This window comes from Pseudomonas sp. m6p (assembly GCF_055760375.1).
Genome location: NZ_CM147084.1, coordinates 4,364,959 through 4,381,244, shown reverse-complemented (window position 1 = coordinate 4,381,244; position 16,286 = coordinate 4,364,959). Strand labels below are relative to the sequence as shown.

The window sequence follows — 16,286 nt, the reverse complement described above, 5'->3', positions numbered from 1 at the left end:
CAGGGCTTGGCAATTCAGCGTGGCGGGGATCGAGTCGCCTGGGTCGGTTTGCGACCGTGGCTCCATGCCATCACTTGGTCGGATGCTCGGGCTGAAACATTTGCTAAAGCAAAGTGCTGGGTTATAAATAAGTTTCGAGCGACGCAGGAAGCCTCCGCATGGAATCGAAAGAAAAACTGTTAATGGAACTGCTGGGTCACACGGCTCGCTCATTGACCCATCTCACCGCGTCGGTGACCTCAATGTCCTTCGAACTGCTGCGCAGCGAAGACGAAGTGGTCAAGACCGCCGGCCGTCACATGATCGATCGCATGGCGACCATCAGTGCCGGGCTCGACGAGCACTGGCGGCTGATCGGCGAACTCACCGGCGTGCACATCGCTCACGAGCAGATCGAGACCATTCAGGAAATCCAGTTGCAGGCGCCGCCGCAGCTGCCGTCCAACTGAACCTGACAGGCTATCGGCTCGCCTGATAGCCGTCGATTCACAAGACGAACATCGCTGGCATCGCTCCCTTGCACGGGCCATAGTTTTGTTCCCGCAGGCATGCCCGTTGCCTGCCCAGAACAAGACAGAGACTGGCCATGACCAAGACTCTCCATCACCGCGCCTGCCACCTATGCGAAGCCATCTGCGGCCTGACCATCGAGACCACCGAATCCGATGGCAACGTTGCGATCACCTCGATCAAGGGCGATGCCCTCGACACCTTCAGTCGCGGGCATATCTGCCCCAAGGCCGTGGCCTTGCAAGACATCCAGAATGACCCCGATCGCCTGCGTCAGCCGATGCGCCGGGTCGGCAGCGAATGGCTGCCGATCGAGTGGGACGAGGCCTTTGCACTGGTGGCCGAGCGTCTGGCGGCGATTCAAGAGCGTCACGGGCAGAATGCGGTGGCGGTCTATCAGGGCAACCCCAGCGTGCACAACTATGGGCTGATGACTCACAGCAACTACTTTCTCGGCCTGCTGAAGACGCGCAATCGCTTCTCGGCGACTTCGGTCGATCAGTTGCCGCATCACCTGAGCAGTTACCTGATGTACGGCCATGGCTTGCTGCTGCCGATCCCGGACATCGATCACACCGATTTCATGCTGATCCTCGGCGGCAACCCGCTGGCGTCCAACGGCAGCATCATGACCGTGCCGGATGTCGAGAAGCGCCTGAAGGCGATTCAGGCGCGCGGCGGCAAAGTGGTGGTGGTCGATCCACGGCGCAGCGAAACGGCGGCCATCGCCGATCAGCACCTGTTCGTGCGGCCTGGTGGCGACGCGGCGCTTTTGTTCGGGGTGCTCAACACCTTGTTCAGCGAAGGCCTGACCCGTGACAGCCACTTGCCGGTTGATGGCCTTGATGAAGTGCGCGCAGCCGTCGCAACCTTCACTGCCGAAGCCATGAGTCCGCTGTGTGCGGTGCCGGCCGAACAGATCCGCCAACTGGCGCGGGATTTCGCTGCGGCACCGAGTGCGGTGTGCTACGGGCGCATGGGCGTTTCAACTCAGGCGTTCGGCACCTTGTGTCACTGGGTGGTGCAGTTGATCAATCTGGTCACCGGCAACCTTGACCGGGTGGGCGGCGCGTTGTGCACCGAGCCGGCGGTGGATCTGGTGGCGTCGACCTCGGGCGGGCATTTCAACAAATGGCAGAGCCGGGTGTCCGGACGGCCCGAGTACGGCGGCGAGCTGCCGGTCTCGGCGCTGGCCGAAGAGATGCTCACTGAAGGCGAAGGGCAGATTCGCGCGCTGATCACAGTGGCCGGCAATCCGGTGTTGTCGACGCCCAACGGCCGGCAACTGGAGCAGGCGCTGGACGGTCTGGAGTTCATGCTCAGCATCGACCTGTACATCAACGAAACCACGCGTTACGCCGATTTGATCCTGCCGTCGACCTCGGCGCTGGAGAACGATCACTACGACACTACGTTCAACCTGTTCGCGGTGCGCAATGTCACTCGCTTCAACCGGGCGATTCTCGCCAAACCAAAGGGTGCGTTGCACGATTGGGAGATCTTCGTCGGCCTGGCCAAAGCCTTTGCCGAAAAGACCGGCAAGGAACTGAAACCGACCTTGCCGCCGGCGCAGATGATCGATATGGGCCTGCGCATGGGGCTGTATGGCGATACGTCCGATCGGAAGCTGTCATTGGCGACATTGTTCGATCATCCGCACGGGATTGATCTTGGGGCGTTGAAACCGAATCTTGCCGCTCGCCTCAAGACGCCAGATCAACGGGTGCAGGCTGCGCCGCCTGAGATCCTCGCTGATCTCGCACGCTTTGCGGCCTTGCAGGCGCCGGCAGCCGATGAGTTGTTGATGATCGGTCGGCGCCATGTGCGCAGCAATAATTCGTGGATGCACAATTACCATCGGCTAGTGAAGGGCAAACCGCGTCATCAACTGCTGATGCACCCGGACGATCTGGCCAGTCGAGGGCTCGACGACGGGCAATTGGTGCGCGTCAGTTCGCGGGTCGGACAGATCGAAGTGGAGGTGCTCGGCAGCCTGGACATGATGAAAGGCGTGGTCAGCCTGCCCCATGGCTGGGGGCACGCGCGCCCGGGCGTGCAGATGGCGATCGCCAGCGGTCAACCGGGGTCGAGCGCCAACGACCTGACCGATGAATGCCAGCTCGACGAGCTGTCGGGCAACGCGGCGCTCAATGGCGTGCCGGTGACGGTGGTGGCGGCTTGAATATGCCTGTCGGGGAGACCGAGCAGCGCGCTCGGGATTCCGTTACAATGCGTCACCGTGCCGACCCATGAGTCGGAAAGTTCAGCCGAGGTGCTCCATGGATATCATCGAAACGATTAAAGAGCAGATTGCCAACAACACCATTCTGCTTTACATGAAAGGCTCGCCGAATGCCCCACAGTGTGGCTTTTCCGCGAAAGCTGCGCAGGCTGTGATGGGCTGTGGCGAGAAGTTCGCCTACGTCGACATCCTGCAGAACCCGGAAATCCGCGCCAACCTGCCAAAGTACGCCAACTGGCCGACTTTCCCGCAACTGTGGGTTGGTGGTGAACTGGTCGGCGGCAGCGACATCATGGCTGAAATGTTCGCCAACGGTGAGCTGCAGACTCTGGTCAAGGAAGCATCGGCCAAGGCGGCTGCGGCCAAGTCCGAAGCCTGATCCGGCTTTCACTCGGCACATGCTTCTGCTGTAGGAGCTGTCGAGTGAAACGAGGCTGCGATCTTTTGATCTTCAGCCAATAAAAAGCCCCGCACCTCGAAAGAGGGCGGGGCTTTTTAGTGCGCTGGAAAAGTTAACGCGAGTTGCCGGTGCAATCTGAAAAGATCGCAGCCTGCGGCAGCTCCTACTCCTCGCCCATCTGCGATTGCAGATAGTTCTCGAGACCGACTTTATCGATCAGACCCAGTTGGGTTTCCAGCCAGTCGATATGCTCTTCTTCGGATTCGAGAATGTCTTCAAGCAGTTCACGGCTGCCGAAGTCGCCAACCGATTCGCAATGGGCGATGGCGGCTTTCAGGTCGGCGTGGCCGGTCTTCTCGATGCGCAGGTCACACTCCAGCATTTCCCGGGTGTGCTCGCCGATGTGCAGCTTGCCCAGATCCTGCACGTTCGGCAGGCCTTCGAGGAACAGGATGCGCTTGATCAGCTTGTCCGCGTGTTTCATCTCGTCGATGGATTCGTGGTACTCGTGCTTGCCCAGCTTGTTCAGGCCCCAATCTTCATACATGCGCGCATGCAGGAAGTACTGATTGATCGCGACCAGCTCATTGGCAAGGATCTTGTTGAGATGCTGGATGACTGTAATGTCGCCTTTCATGATGGGAGTCCTGCCCTGTAATAGCCGTATATAAGGCGGAGTTTGAGCTTGGTACTTATAAGTGTCAAACCTAAGTTATTGAATAATAAATGAAATTAAATCTGAATAAGAATGTTTGTGTTCCGCGTCTGGCACCTAAGCACTTGATTTGCGGACATAAAAAAACCGGACATAAGTCCGGTTCTTCGAAATCTGGGTAATTACGCAGCCGTAAATTCTACCGGATAGGGGATCGCGGCCTGAGCGGTTTGCAGCTTGGTCAGGGTTTCGCGAACCACTTCCTTGGCCAGGCAGGCACATTTGCCGCACTGGCTGGCGACGCCAGTGGCCTGGCGGACTTCTTTGTAGCTGCAGCAACCTTCATAGATCGCTTCGCGGATCTGTCCGTCGGTGACGCCAGTGCAGAGGCAAACATACATAAGTGAGAACCGTCGCTGGTTGTGACTCAATTGCGATGGATCTTAATGTTAACGAGAATGATTGTCAAAGTGCTTTCTGAATGGTTTTCGATCGAAAGGCGGGGCACTGACGAACGGTGATTAATGGCGAATGGCCTGGCCCCGAAAATGCGGGTCCGTTATCGGCCTTGGGCAAAAAACCGTTAAGGACAGGCGAAAAACGCAGTGTATGATGGTCGGCCCTTGCGAAGAGGGTTCGTGTCACAGGGCTGTCGCCTGAGGGTGGCAGGCTGGCCCGGACCCTGAACTTCAAAGTTATTCACCAGGAGATATCCATGAGCGTACTCGTAGGCAAACAAGCCCCTGACTTCACCGTCCCGGCCGTACTCGGCAATGGCGAGATCGTTGACAGCTTCACTCTGTCCTCGGCCATCAAAGGCAAATACGGCCTGGTGTTCTTCTACCCGCTGGACTTCACCTTCGTCTGCCCGTCCGAGCTGATCGCTCTGGACAACCGCATGGCTGACTTCAAGGCGCGCAATGTGGAAGTGGTCGCCGTGTCGATCGACTCGCACTTCACCCACAACGCCTGGCGCAACACCCCGGTCAACAACGGCGGCATCGGCCAGGTGAAATACACCATGGCTGCCGACATGAAGCACGAAATCGCCAAGGCCTACGACGTTGAGTCCGAAGGCGGCGTGGCTTTCCGTGGCGCGTTCCTGATCGACGACAAGGGCGTCGTCCGTTCGCAGATCATCAACGACCTGCCGCTGGGTCGTAACATGGAAGAGCTGATCCGTCTGGTCGACGCTCTGCAATTCCACGAAGAGCACGGCGAAGTTTGCCCTGCCAACTGGAAGAAAGGCGACAAAGGCATGAACGCTTCGCCAGAAGGCGTCGCGGCTTATCTGACCGAGAACGCTGCTGCCCTGTAAGGCGCAACGTCGAGGTACAAAAAAACCGGCCCAAGTGGCCGGTTTTTTCATGCGTAGGAAATACCCGACGAGGATCAGTCGTCGAAGTCTTCCCAGCCGCCCATCTGTTTCCAGCGGTTGACGATGCCGCAGAACAGCTCGGCGGTCTTCTCGGTGTCGTAACGCGCCGAATGCGCTTCACGGCCATCGAAGTCGATGTCGGCGGCCTGACAGGCTTTCGCCAGCACGGTTTGACCGTAAGCCAGGCCGGCCAGCGTCGCGGTGTCGAAGCTGGAGAACGGATGGAACGGGTTGCGCTTCATGTCCAGACGCGCCACGGCGGCATTCAGGAAGCCAAGGTCGAAACTGCTGTTGTGCCCGACCAGGATCGCGCGCTTGCAGCCATTGGCCTTCAGCGCCTTGCGCACGCCACGGAAGATGTCGGTCAGCGCGGTTTCTTCGCTGACCGCCATGCGCAGCGGGTGATCGAGCTTGATCCCGGTGAATTCCAGCGCTGCCGCTTCAATGTTCGCGCCTTCGAACGGCTCAACGCGGAAGAAGTAGGTGTGGTCCGGGTAAACGAAACCCTTTTCATCCATGGCGATGGTGGTCGCGGCAATCTCCAGCAGAGCGTCGGTGGCCGAGTTGAAGCCACCGGTCTCTACGTCGACGACAACCGGCAGGTAGCCGCGAAAACGCGCTGCCATTGGATGACGGGAACCGCCGCCGCCACCTTGACCGTCCAGTTCGTCGTCGAAATGGTCTTCACTCACGCGTGTTCCTCCAGCAGGCGCCAGCGCAGTTTTTCACCGGCGCGCAGCGGGATAACGTTCAGCTCGCCGAATGGCAGGCTGGTTGGGGCGGTCCATTCTTCGCGAACCAGGGTGATGCGATCGGTGTTGGCCGGCAGACCGTAGAAGCGCGGGCCGTTCAGGCTGGCAAACGCTTCGAGCTTGTCCAGCGCGTTACGCTGCTCGAACGCTTCGGCATACAGCTCGATGGCGGCGTACGCGGTGTAGCAGCCGGCGCAGCCGCAGGCGGCTTCCTTGGCGTGCTGGGCGTGCGGCGCCGAGTCGGTGCCGAGGAAGAACTTCGCGCTGCCGCTGGTGGCCGCGTCGAGCAGGGCTTCCTGATGGGTATTGCGCTTGAGGATCGGCAGGCAGTAGAAGTGCGGCCGGATCCCGCCCACCAGCATGTGGTTGCGGTTGTACAGCAGGTGATGCGCGGTGATGGTCGCGCCAACGTTGGCCGAGGCTTCGTTGACAAACTGCACGGCGTCGCCGGTGGTGATGTGTTCGAACACCACTTTGAGCGTCGGGAAACGCTCGACCACCCGGCGCATGTGCTCATCGATGAAAATCTTTTCGCGGTCGAAGACATCGACATCGCCACGGGTGACTTCGCCGTGGATCAGCAGCGGCATGCCGACTTCGGCCATGGCTTCCAGCGCCGGGAAGATCTTGTCGATGCTGGTGACTCCGGAATCGGAGTTGGTGGTGGCGCCAGCCGGGTACAGCTTGGCGGCGTGCACGAAACCGCTGGCCTTGGCCTCACGAATTTCTTCGGGCTGGGTGCGGTCGGTGAGGTACAGCACCATCAGCGGTTCGAAACGACTGCCGGCCGGGCGGGCAGCGAGAATCCGCTGGCGATAGCCATCGGCTTCAGCGGCGTTGCGCACCGGTGGTACCAGGTTGGGCATGATGATGGCGCGGCCAAAGGTGCGCGCCACATCGGCAACGGTATTGGTCAACACGGCACCATCGCGAAGATGAATGTGCCAGTCGTCGGGACGCAGCAGGGTCAGGCGGTCGGACATGAGGGGATTCCAGGCGGGTCAAACTGAGGGGAATGCTACCGGAAAAGACTCTTGCAGGCACTCGCTATCAAGTTTTGCTGGAACCTTCCGATAGCCCGTAGGTATGCCGTAAACATAGTGTGAATCGGTCTTTGTGTTACAGAAGCCAATGGAGCCTCCCGTGCGCCAGCGATATTTAGCCTTGCTCAGTGTGTTTGCCAGCCTCCCCGCGATGGCGCTCACCTACCAGACGCGTCTGGAGAACATTGAGTGGACGGTCGAGGGCGACAAGTTCGAGTGCCGTCTGACCCAGCCGATCACCGATTTCGGCTCGGGCCAGTTCGTGCGCAAGGCCGGCGAGCAGGCGATATTCCGCCTCAATGCCTACAACGCCATGCTCGGCGGCGGTTCGGCGACGTTGCTCGCGGCGGCCGCGCCCTGGCAGCCGGGGCGCAACGACATCAATTTGGGCAGCGTGAGGATCGGCACCGGTAACGTGCTGTTCAACAGTTCGCAATCCCAGGCCGGCGGACTGATCAGTGGCTTGCTGGACGGCCGCAGTCCGGTGGTGCGCCGTGCGTCCGGCGATGGCCGGGTTTCGGAAGTGCGTCTGTTGCCGGTCAAGTTCAGCAAGGCGTTCAACGAATACCAGACATGCGTGGCGAAGCTGCTGCCGCAGAATTTCGATCAGGTCAAACACTCGCAGATAGGCTTTCCTGGCGAAGGCACCGATCTGGATGCCGACGCCAAGGCCAGGCTGCAGGTGATGCTCGAGTTCATGAAGGCCGACCCGACGGTCAATCACATCGAACTGGATGGCTATTCCGACAACAGCGGTAATCGTCTGACCAATCGTGAACTGTCGCGCCGGCGCGCGCTGGCGGTGGTCGACTTCTTCAAGGCCAACGGCATCGCCGAATCGCAGATCACCGTGCGTTTCCACGGCGAGCAATACCCGCTGGTGCCGAACAACAATGCAGCTAACCGGGCGAAGAATCGCCGGGTCAGCGTGAAGCTGGCGCGAGTGGCGCCGACCACCGCACCAGCCCCGCAAGCCAGTACGCCTGCCAATGCTGCAGCGACTTCCTGACCCGCCGGTCATCGTCGCGCTGTCGACAGATTCTGTCGCTTTGTCGTCTTAAGCTGTCGCGCCTCTGTAAATTATCGGATTTGAGCGGTAGACTCCTCGGCTTTCCGTAGAACCCCGTGGAGTGATGGCATGGCGGACGTAAACAAGGTCGTTCTGGCGTATTCCGGCGGCCTGGACACTTCGGTGATCCTCAAGTGGCTGCAGGATACTTATAACTGTGAAGTGGTGACTTTCACCGCTGACCTGGGTCAGGGCGAAGAGGTCGAGCCGGCTCGCGCCAAGGCTCAGGCCATGGGCGTCAAAGAAATCTACATTGACGACCTGCGCGAAGAATTCGTGCGTGACTTCGTGTTCCCGATGTTCCGCGCCAACACCGTTTACGAAGGCGAGTACCTGCTGGGTACTTCCATCGCACGTCCGCTGATTGCCAAGCGCCTGATCGAAATCGCCAACGAAACCGGCGCCGACGCCATCTCCCATGGCGCCACCGGCAAGGGCAACGACCAGGTGCGTTTCGAACTGGGTGCCTACGCGCTCAAGCCAGGCGTGAAAGTGATCGCGCCATGGCGTGAGTGGGACCTGTTGTCGCGCGAGAAGCTGATGGACTACGCCGAGAAGCACGCGATCCCGATCGAGCGTCACGGCAAGAAGAAGTCCCCGTACTCGATGGACGCCAACCTGCTGCACATCTCCTATGAAGGCGGCGTGCTGGAAGACACCTGGACCGAGCACGAAGAAGACATGTGGCGCTGGACCGTCTCTCCGGAGAAGGCTCCCGACACCCCGCAATACCTGGAACTGACCTACCGCAACGGCGACATCGTTGCCCTGGACGGCGTCGAAATGACTCCGGCCACCGTACTGGCGACGCTGAACAAGATCGGTGGTGCTCACGGCATCGGCCGTCTCGACATCGTGGAAAACCGCTATGTCGGCATGAAGTCCCGTGGTTGCTACGAAACCCCGGGCGGCACCATTATGCTGCGTGCACACCGCGCCATCGAATCGATCACTCTGGACCGCGAAGTCGCTCACCTCAAAGACGAGTTGATGCCGAAATACGCCAGCCTGATCTACACCGGTTACTGGTGGAGCCCGGAGCGTCTGATGCTGCAACAGATGATCGACGCTTCGCAGGTCAACGTGAACGGTGTGGTTCGTCTGAAGCTGTACAAAGGCAACGTGATCGTTACCGGCCGCAAGTCCGACGATTCGTTGTTCGACGCTAATATTGCGACCTTCGAAGAAGACGGCGGCGCTTACAACCAGGCTGACGCGGCGGGCTTCATCAAGCTTAACGCGCTGCGCATGCGCATTGCAGCCAACAAGGGCCGCAAGCTGTTTTAAGTCACGCAGGTCTGTATGAAAAATGGCGGCTTGTCCCTGGACAATGCCGCCATTTTTTTATGCACGTCTGGCGCTCTCCTGGATTGTCTGTCGCTACGGCCCATTCCGGGGTTTTCTTGAATACCCATTTCAGGCATCTGCCTTGCGTTTCATAGTTCGCTCAGAACCGTAGTGCTTTGCGTACTCACGTTATAGGCGACCAAGAGTTTCGCGCCGCCGCTTTTCTTCGACTGTCTGATAAGGCTGAGCGTCATTTGCTTGAGCAAAACCTCGGATGCGGGATCAGTCAAAAAAAGCACTGCCTTGGCCGATTGTTTGCCCAGACGCGGAAAGTGTGCGACCAGCGTATTGAACGCCTGTGAGTTGTTCATCGGACGAACATCTATGGCACGCAACGTGCCCATGGGTTTGGGTAACTGAATGTTGTGTTCAATCCACGGTTCCTCGGGGCAGGCTATTTCAGCAGACCGATGGGATTGCGTCTGGTCAGTACCGTGTGTTGGTAGCGTTGGTTCTGGTTTATTCGAATTTGATTTCTTGCCGGTTGCAATTGAAGTGTCTGTCGGAGACAAATCCGGGTTGCTCTCGGTGGTCTTGAGTTCCTCAAAGGTTTTTAGAAAGCTGTCGTCTTTCTCGAAATCCGAGGGGGCGTACAGAGAACGGTAGTTGAAGTTCAGTGTTAAAAAAACAGCAGCAACAAGTAAAACGGGAAGCTGATCAGAAACCAGACATAGACCTCCCTTTCGTTGTTATCTAAAAAAGGCAAGGAAATGGCGGCTGATGATTCGGAAATAAATGCAAATATCGCAATTATAGTCATGGGGTTGGTTATCTTTTTTCTGACTTTTATCATGGGGCGTGCTCATTAAGTGTGTGTTTCCAATAGGTGGATTGGTTGGGTGTGGGTTGAAGTTTATACTTGAGGCTATTTTTATATTAAAGAAAATCAGTTGGGTAGAAGTATCTTGTTTCAGACATTGATTGTTAAAGTGCTTTGAATGGTTTGTATGTTGTTTTTTACAATTGGTCATCTGCCAAGTGCCGATGGCGGATGAGTCACAGGTATTCATTGAACAGCAATATTCTGTCTGCATTCGATGAGCAACTTGCTCTGAAAGCGAGTGCGCAAGGGCTTCAGGGCGTAGTATTTTTCACGTCGGTGCAGGGGGCGAAAAAACAGTCGGGTCATGGAAATAGTGCGTAAGTGGGTTTTTTTGTAGGAATAGTCTTTATTTGTTGTAGGGAATGTCTTTCGCTGGGAGTGCGATGGAACTCTCTTGTGCCATGTCGGAAGTGACTGGGCTATTGTGCGTGCTCTAAAAATTCGAACAGCGAAACTGGACTTGCCCATGAATAAAGTGCTGATCGTGGATGATCATCCCGTCATTCGTCTTGCTGTGCGTATGCTGATGGAGCGTCATGGCTACGAAGTCATTGCAGAAACGGATAACGGTGTAGATGCTTTGCAACTTGCGCGTGAACAGATGCCGGACATCGTTATCCTGGATATTGGAATACCGAAACTCGATGGTCTTGAAGTTATTGCGCGTCTGAACTCGACACCGATGCCCTTGAAAGTGTTGGTGTTGACTTCCCAGGCCCCAGGGCATTTTTCAATGCGCTGCATGCAATCGGGGGCGGCAGGGTATGTCTGTAAACAGCAGGATCTGACGGAGCTGCTCAGTGCGATCAAAGCCGTACTGTCCGGATACAGTTATTTTCCCAATCAGGCCCTGCATACCGTACGTACCAGCCTCGGTAATGCCAGCGAAGCCGATATGGTAGACCGCCTGTCCGGGCGGGAAATGATGGTATTGCAGCAATTGGCGCGAGGTAAAACGAACAAGGAAATTGCCGATGGCATGTTCCTCAGCAACAAGACGGTCAGCACTTACAAGACCCGCCTGCTATTGAAACTCAATGCCCGGTCGTTGGTGGATCTGATTGAACTGGCACAACGCAACGGGCTTGTCTGATGCTCCTGAAGCCCGAGGCAACGTGGGCTGCGCCATGTCAGATGCTGCAGAAAGTAAAAAGCCTCCGGTCAGGGAGGCTTTCAAGTGTCAAAGATCAAAATCGTAATCGGCCAATTGCTTTTGCAGTCGGCGCTCCTCAAGCAGGTTGTCGATGGTGCGGCGTTTGCTCAGATTGGTCTTGGCGACTTCGACCACCGGTTCGGCGTCGTCGGTTTCTACAGCGGTGAAATCGTCATCTACATCCAGTTGTTCTTTGCTGTCAGTCATAAGGTGAACTCCAGGCTAAGACTGCCTTTGGCGCTCCTTATATCGATATTCCTGCTGCGGGTAAAAAAGATTTTTTCAATCGATAAATCAATTATTCCAATAGCCAATCAATCGTCAGAGGTTTTGTGTTTGTACTCGCACAAATCTTCGATTCGGCAGCTGCCACAGCGTGGCTTGCGCGCCAGACACACATAGCGACCGTGCAGAATCAGCCAGTGGTGAGAATCCAGCAGGTAGTCTTTTGGCACAAATTTCATCAGCTTCTTTTCAACTTCAACGACATTTTTACCCGGGGCAATACCGGTGCGGTTGCTCACGCGAAAAATGTGCGTGTCGACCGCCATGGTCAACTGACGGAAAGCGGTATTCAGGACCACGTTGGCCGTCTTGCGGCCGACGCCGGGCAGCGCTTCCAGTTCTTCGCGCGTCTGCGGGACTTCGCCATTGTGCAGTTCGACCAGCATGCGGCAGGTCTCGATCACGTTTTTCGCTTTGCTGTTATAGAGACCGATGGTTTTGATGTATTCGGACAGCCCTTCGACGCCCAGTGCGTGGATCGCAGCCGGGGTGTTAGCTACCGGGAACAGTTTGGCCGTGGCCTTGTTGACGCCGACGTCGGTTGATTGCGCCGAAAGAATGACCGCGATCAACAACTCGAACGGCGAGGAATAGGCCAGTTCGGTCTTCGGCTCGGGATTGTCTTCGTGAAGTCTGCGGAAGATTTCCAGACGTTTTGCGGCATTCATGGATGATGTGTTTCCTTGGAGAGAGCGTTCGAGCGGGTCCAGGCCTGGCGGGCGGCGAGCAGAAGCCCAAGCACGATAAAGGCGCCGGGAACCAGGGTGAACAGGTGCAGCCCTTCGTTGAACAGCACCAGGCCTTGCCAGTGCTCAGGCAGGCCACGGCCGATATGGCCCTGACCGAACAGTTCACGCAGTCCAGCCAGCGCGATCAGCAACCCGCTCGACAAGCCAAAAAATTTCAGGCGCAGGCCAAATGCCTGAGCAAAGAATCCATTGTATTCCAGCACCACGCATTGCAAGGCGATCAGCCCGGTATAGATTCCGAGTGACTGTTGCCACTGCAACGCCCAGCGTTGCGCGAGGATATTGGTGCAACTGGTCAGGGTGGCGGCCAGCAGCAGACTGGCCAGCATCCGGTCGCGGTCAGACAGTCGCGAGCGCAATGCGCCGAAACAGACACCGTAAACCGCCACGACGACGCCCGACATCAGCAGCATGCCCAGTGCGCTAGCCAGTGTTGTACTGGTGCCAAGTAGCACAACCAGCATCGAAGCATTCGTCAGGTTCGTCGGCCGGTTCATGATCCGCTCCCCAGCAAGGTTGTCCGGTGCTCATCAAAGTAGCGCAGGGCGTCGTGGATGGCATTGACGGTGGCCCGGGAGGTGATGGTCGCGCCCGCCAGTTGATCGAACTGTCCCTGATCCTTTTTCAGCGCCCAGCCTGCGTCGTCAGGCGCGTGACGCGATTGCCCGGCAAATGTCGCCAGCCAGTGGTTCGGCCAGTCGCCAATCAGTCCGCCGAGTGCGGGCGTTTCGTTGTGCCGCAGGGTTTTGACCCCCAGCAGTCTGCCGTTGGCATCGATGGCGATCAGCAGTTCGATAACGCCGGCATAGCCCTCAGTCTGCGTGCGCAACAGCACCGCCACCGGCTGCCCGGCTTTGCTGGCGCGGTAACCTGCCAGCAGTTTGCTGTGGCTCAACGTCGCATCAGTCAACGCCAGTGGCTGCTCCAGCGGCTGATTGTCGTATGCATCGGCCGCGAGTACATCGAGCAGCTTGCGGCTGTCGAGCAGGGCCTGCTCGCTGGCAATCTGCGGCGCACTGGCGCGCTGCACCACGTAAGTCAGGCTGAGCCCCGCGCCGGCCAGCAGCACGAGCATCACGACAGAAACCGTGCGGCTCATGATTGCACCTGCGTCTGGCGGGCGGCGGCAAAACGTTCCAGCGCTGGCACGCAGAGATTCATCAGCAACACGGCAAATGCAACGCCGTCCGGGTAGCCGCCCCAGGTGCGGATCAGGTAGGTGAGCAAGCCGACGCCAACGCCGAACAGCAGCCGGGCCAACGGGCTTTTGGCGCCGGATACCGGTTCGGTAATGATGAAAAAGGCACCGAGCATGGTTGCCCCGCTCAGCAGGTGAAACAGCGGTGAGCCGTGGGAATCGGAACCCGAACCGTTCCAGCAGAGCAGGCTGACGAGAAACAGGCTGGCCAGCATGCCGACCGGCGCTTGCCAGGCGATTACCCGGCGCTGCAACAGCCACAGCCCGCCGGCGAGAAACGCCAGATTGATCCACTCCACGCCGCGTCCACCAAAGCGGCCGAACGCCGGGTTGGCGGCGAACAACTCATCCATGGTCAGGCTCTTGTTAATGCGCAGACTGTCCAGCGCAGTGGCCTGCACCCAGGCGTCCGGGGCCTGGCCCAGATTCAGGACTTGGGCAAAAGCGGCCTGCAGATTCATGCCGTGCGCCGGCCAGTGGGTCATCGGTTGTGGGAACAGCACCATCGCCAAGGCGAAACCGAGCATGGCCGGGTTGAACGGATTTTTGCCGACTCCACCGTACAAATGCTTGCCGAACAGCAGACCCGAAGCCACCGCGGTCACGGTCAGCCACCACGGGCAGTAAGGCGGCAGGGCAGCGGCCAGCAGTGTCGCGCTGACCAGCGCGCTGCCATCGCTGAGCGTCGGTTGCAAAGGTTGGCGCCGCAGGCGGGTGACGCCAGCTTCGATCAGCAGTGCCGTGCTCGCCGCCAGAATCAAATTGATCAGCACGCCCCAGCCGTAACACCAGAACAGTGCCAACAATCCCGGCAGCGTGGCCAGCAGCACCTGCTTCATCGCCTGTTGCAGGCGATCATCCGGTGCCTCACGGGGCAACATGGTCTTTCACTTGACGCTCGGCGGCCAGCAGGCGAGCGCGGGCCTTGTCGAGGATGTCATTCGGTGTGTCGGCACGGCGTTCGAGTTTGCTCAGGTCGGCGCGGGCGTAGGCCAATTCGGTTTTCAACTGGCGGAGCTGGTTGTCGATCGGGCGCTTTTCCACCCGGACCAGATCAGGCACAGGCTGCTCACTGGCCGCCTCTGCCACATGCAGGGCTTGCTCGGCATCACGCAGTGCCTGTTCCAACGCGGCAATCTGCTGCGCGGGTGCTTCGGCGGTCTGAGCCTTTTTCAGTTCGGCGCGACGCATGGCCAACTGGATTTTTGCCCGTTTCAGATCCGCGTCTTTCGCTGGAGCCGGAGCCGCAGCGGCTGGAACGGCGGTGCTGCTTTCGAGTTTCGCCAGCGCCTGTTCTGCCGCTTCGAACTGCTGTTGCAGCACGATCAGTTGCGATTGCTGTTCGAAGGTCGGTGGATGGCCGAAGGCTTTCAACGATTTGTGCAATTGTGCGCGGCTCATGGCGACATCGATCTTGGCTTTCTTCAGCGCCGCATCGGCGGTTGCGGCTTTCTGCGCGCGCACCCGTTCCAGAGCTGCCTGCACCGGATCGAGAGCGGCCGCCGCCGGTTGCGCCGCCCGTTGCGCGCGGGCTTCGCGCTCAGCCTGTTTGTGCTGTTCTTCACGTTGCAGGCGGGCGTTGCGGCGTTCGAAACGCTGGCGCGCATGATCGCGTTTGGCCGTGCGTGCGCGCAGCTCTTCAAGGCTGGTCGCCAAACCACCGACCACCGGCAAGGTGCCGAGCGGCAGCGGGTGCATCTCGATGCAATCCACCGGACACGGTGCCACGCACAGGTCGCAACCGGTGCATTCGTCGATCAGCACGGTGTGCATCAGTTTCGCTGCGCCGACGATGGCGTCGATCGGGCAGGCCTGGATGCACTTGGTGCAGCCGATGCACTCGGCTTCGCGGATGTAGGCCACTTGCGGCGGTGCCGCGCCACGGCTGACGTCCAGTTCCAGCACCGGTACTTTCAACAGTTCAGCCAGGGCGGCGATGGTTTCGTCGCCGCCGGGCGGGCACTTGTTGATCGGTTCGCCGTCGACGATGCCTTGCGCATAGGGCTTGCACCCGGGGTGGCCGCATTTGCCGCACTGGGTCTGCGGCAGGAGGGCGTCGATGAGTTGAATCAGACTCATGTTTTGATCAGTCCACTGAATCCGAGAAAAATCACTGCGATCAGTCCGGCGCCGATCAGGTCGATCGACAAGCCGCGAAAGGGCAGGGGAATGTCGTTGTCCGCCGTGCGTTCACGCAAGTCGCTGAACAGGCTCAGCACCAGCCAGAAACCCAGCCCGGCGCCCAGGCTCAACGCTGTTGCCTGCAGCAGGCCACGATCATTTTGTGCATTGATCAAGGCCAGCCCCAGCACGCCGGCATTGCCCAGCAACAACGGCCATAGCCCATCGAAGGGCCAGTCAGGCAGCGCACGGGTCAGCAGCTTCAATACCGGCGCGATCAGCAGCACGTTGAGCGGCAAGAACACGAACAGGTGCAGGGCCTGCAGTTGCAGCGGTACCAGCAGCCAGTGCCAGATTGCGTAACCGAAGATGCCGACGCTCAGCATCAGGCACGCCGTCGCCAGCCCCAGCGCATGCACCTGGCGCCGACTACCGGCCAGCAACGGATCGACGCCCAGCGGCCAATGCAACACGAAGTTGTTGAGCAGGGCGGCACTGATCAGCGTAAGCGCAAGTTCGGTCATGGTTCTGCCGGCAGCAACGGGCGGGTGTCACTTAAGG

At 58.8% G+C, this 16,286-nt stretch carries 18 protein-coding genes and 1 pseudogene; 7 read left to right on the top strand and 12 right to left on the bottom strand.

The window, feature by feature from the left end:
* Positions 1-158: 158 nt before the first annotated feature.
* The 3 genes from ACYZUM_RS19920 (at position 159) to grxD (ending at position 3,131) form a co-directional block, all read left to right on the top strand.
* Positions 159-449, top strand: a complete 291-nt coding sequence (locus tag ACYZUM_RS19920) for a hypothetical protein (RefSeq protein WP_473061099.1) — start codon at positions 159-161, stop codon at positions 447-449.
* A gap of 137 nt (positions 450-586) precedes the next feature.
* Complete coding sequence (locus ACYZUM_RS19915; RefSeq protein WP_473061098.1) at positions 587-2,692, top strand: molybdopterin oxidoreductase family protein; 2,106 nt, start codon at positions 587-589, stop codon at positions 2,690-2,692.
* A gap of 97 nt (positions 2,693-2,789) precedes the next feature.
* Positions 2,790-3,131: a Grx4 family monothiol glutaredoxin gene (grxD, locus tag ACYZUM_RS19910; RefSeq protein ID WP_003227729.1), complete on the top strand. Its 342-nt coding sequence runs from the start codon at positions 2,790-2,792 to the stop codon at positions 3,129-3,131.
* Positions 3,132-3,315: 184 nt separating this feature from the next.
* On the opposite strand, the gene bfr is transcribed toward grxD, so the two are convergent.
* Both bfr and ACYZUM_RS19900 read right to left on the bottom strand, forming a co-directional pair.
* Positions 3,316-3,789, bottom strand: coding sequence for a bacterioferritin (gene bfr, locus ACYZUM_RS19905; protein ID WP_007963971.1), 474 nt, complete (start codon positions 3,787-3,789; stop codon positions 3,316-3,318).
* Between the two features lie 200 nt (positions 3,790-3,989).
* Positions 3,990-4,208, bottom strand: a complete 219-nt coding sequence (locus ACYZUM_RS19900) for a bacterioferritin-associated ferredoxin (RefSeq protein ID WP_003227725.1) — start codon at positions 4,206-4,208, stop codon at positions 3,990-3,992.
* 314 nt (positions 4,209-4,522) lie between these two features.
* Between ACYZUM_RS19900 and ACYZUM_RS19895 the strand changes: the two genes are divergently transcribed.
* A complete protein-coding gene (locus ACYZUM_RS19895) occupies positions 4,523-5,125 on the top strand; it encodes a peroxiredoxin (protein WP_007963972.1) in 603 nt (200 codons plus the stop codon).
* A 74-nt stretch (positions 5,126-5,199) separates the two neighbouring features.
* On the opposite strand, the gene rnt is transcribed toward ACYZUM_RS19895, so the two are convergent.
* Both rnt and pyrC read right to left on the bottom strand, forming a co-directional pair.
* Entirely contained in the window at positions 5,200-5,877 is a 678-nt protein-coding gene (gene rnt / locus ACYZUM_RS19890) for a ribonuclease T (RefSeq protein WP_003227721.1), read from the bottom strand.
* The gene (gene pyrC / locus ACYZUM_RS19885) at positions 5,874-6,920 is read right to left on the bottom strand and encodes a dihydroorotase (RefSeq protein ID WP_047296199.1); all 1,047 of its coding nucleotides are present in this window, start codon (positions 6,918-6,920) and stop codon (positions 5,874-5,876) included. Before pyrC ends, rnt begins: the two co-directional genes overlap by 4 nt.
* 160 nt (positions 6,921-7,080) lie before the next feature.
* Between pyrC and ACYZUM_RS19880 the strand changes: the two genes are divergently transcribed.
* A complete protein-coding gene (locus tag ACYZUM_RS19880; protein ID WP_086791774.1) occupies positions 7,081-7,989 on the top strand; it encodes a flagellar protein MotY in 909 nt (302 codons plus the stop codon).
* Between the two features lie 129 nt (positions 7,990-8,118).
* Positions 8,119-9,336: an argininosuccinate synthase gene (locus tag ACYZUM_RS19875; RefSeq protein WP_027612065.1), complete on the top strand. Its 1,218-nt coding sequence runs from the start codon at positions 8,119-8,121 to the stop codon at positions 9,334-9,336.
* Positions 9,337-9,485: 149 nt separating this feature from the next.
* Here the strand turns inward: ACYZUM_RS19875 and ACYZUM_RS19870 are convergent.
* Positions 9,486-10,189 (bottom strand): annotated as a pseudogene (locus ACYZUM_RS19870) (hypothetical protein).
* Positions 10,190-10,685: 496 nt separating this feature from the next.
* Here ACYZUM_RS19870 and ACYZUM_RS19865 point away from each other — a divergent pair.
* Positions 10,686-11,312: a response regulator transcription factor gene (locus ACYZUM_RS19865; protein WP_003227711.1), complete on the top strand. Its 627-nt coding sequence runs from the start codon at positions 10,686-10,688 to the stop codon at positions 11,310-11,312.
* An 87-nt stretch (positions 11,313-11,399) separates the two neighbouring features.
* Here ACYZUM_RS19865 and ACYZUM_RS19860 read toward each other — a convergent pair whose 3' ends face one another.
* The 7 genes from ACYZUM_RS19860 to ACYZUM_RS19830 form a co-directional block, all read right to left on the bottom strand.
* On the bottom strand, positions 11,400-11,579 hold the full coding sequence (locus ACYZUM_RS19860) for a PA3496 family putative envelope integrity protein (RefSeq protein WP_041068377.1): 180 nt from the start codon (positions 11,577-11,579) through the stop codon (positions 11,400-11,402).
* Between the two features lie 107 nt (positions 11,580-11,686).
* Positions 11,687-12,325 carry an endonuclease III gene (nth, locus tag ACYZUM_RS19855; protein ID WP_003227707.1) on the bottom strand — a complete coding sequence of 213 codons (639 nt, stop codon included), beginning with the start codon at positions 12,323-12,325 and terminating at the stop codon, positions 11,687-11,689.
* Positions 12,322-12,903, bottom strand: coding sequence for an Rnf-Nqr domain containing protein (locus ACYZUM_RS19850; protein ID WP_473061097.1), 582 nt, complete (start codon positions 12,901-12,903; stop codon positions 12,322-12,324). Before ACYZUM_RS19850 ends, nth begins: the two co-directional genes overlap by 4 nt.
* Positions 12,900-13,505 carry an RnfABCDGE type electron transport complex subunit G gene (locus ACYZUM_RS19845; RefSeq protein ID WP_473061096.1) on the bottom strand — a complete coding sequence of 202 codons (606 nt, stop codon included), beginning with the start codon at positions 13,503-13,505 and terminating at the stop codon, positions 12,900-12,902. The genes ACYZUM_RS19850 and ACYZUM_RS19845 overlap by 4 nt, the downstream gene beginning before the upstream one ends.
* Positions 13,502-14,485 carry an RnfABCDGE type electron transport complex subunit D gene (locus tag ACYZUM_RS19840; RefSeq protein ID WP_473061095.1) on the bottom strand — a complete coding sequence of 328 codons (984 nt, stop codon included), beginning with the start codon at positions 14,483-14,485 and terminating at the stop codon, positions 13,502-13,504. Before ACYZUM_RS19840 ends, ACYZUM_RS19845 begins: the two co-directional genes overlap by 4 nt.
* Positions 14,472-15,683, bottom strand: coding sequence for an electron transport complex subunit RsxB (gene rsxB, locus ACYZUM_RS19835; protein WP_473061094.1), 1,212 nt, complete (start codon positions 15,681-15,683; stop codon positions 14,472-14,474). Before rsxB ends, ACYZUM_RS19840 begins: the two co-directional genes overlap by 14 nt.
* A complete protein-coding gene (locus tag ACYZUM_RS19830) occupies positions 15,680-16,249 on the bottom strand; it encodes an electron transport complex protein RnfA (protein ID WP_473061093.1) in 570 nt (189 codons plus the stop codon). The genes rsxB and ACYZUM_RS19830 overlap by 4 nt, the downstream gene beginning before the upstream one ends.
* Positions 16,250-16,286: the final 37 nt, after the last annotated feature.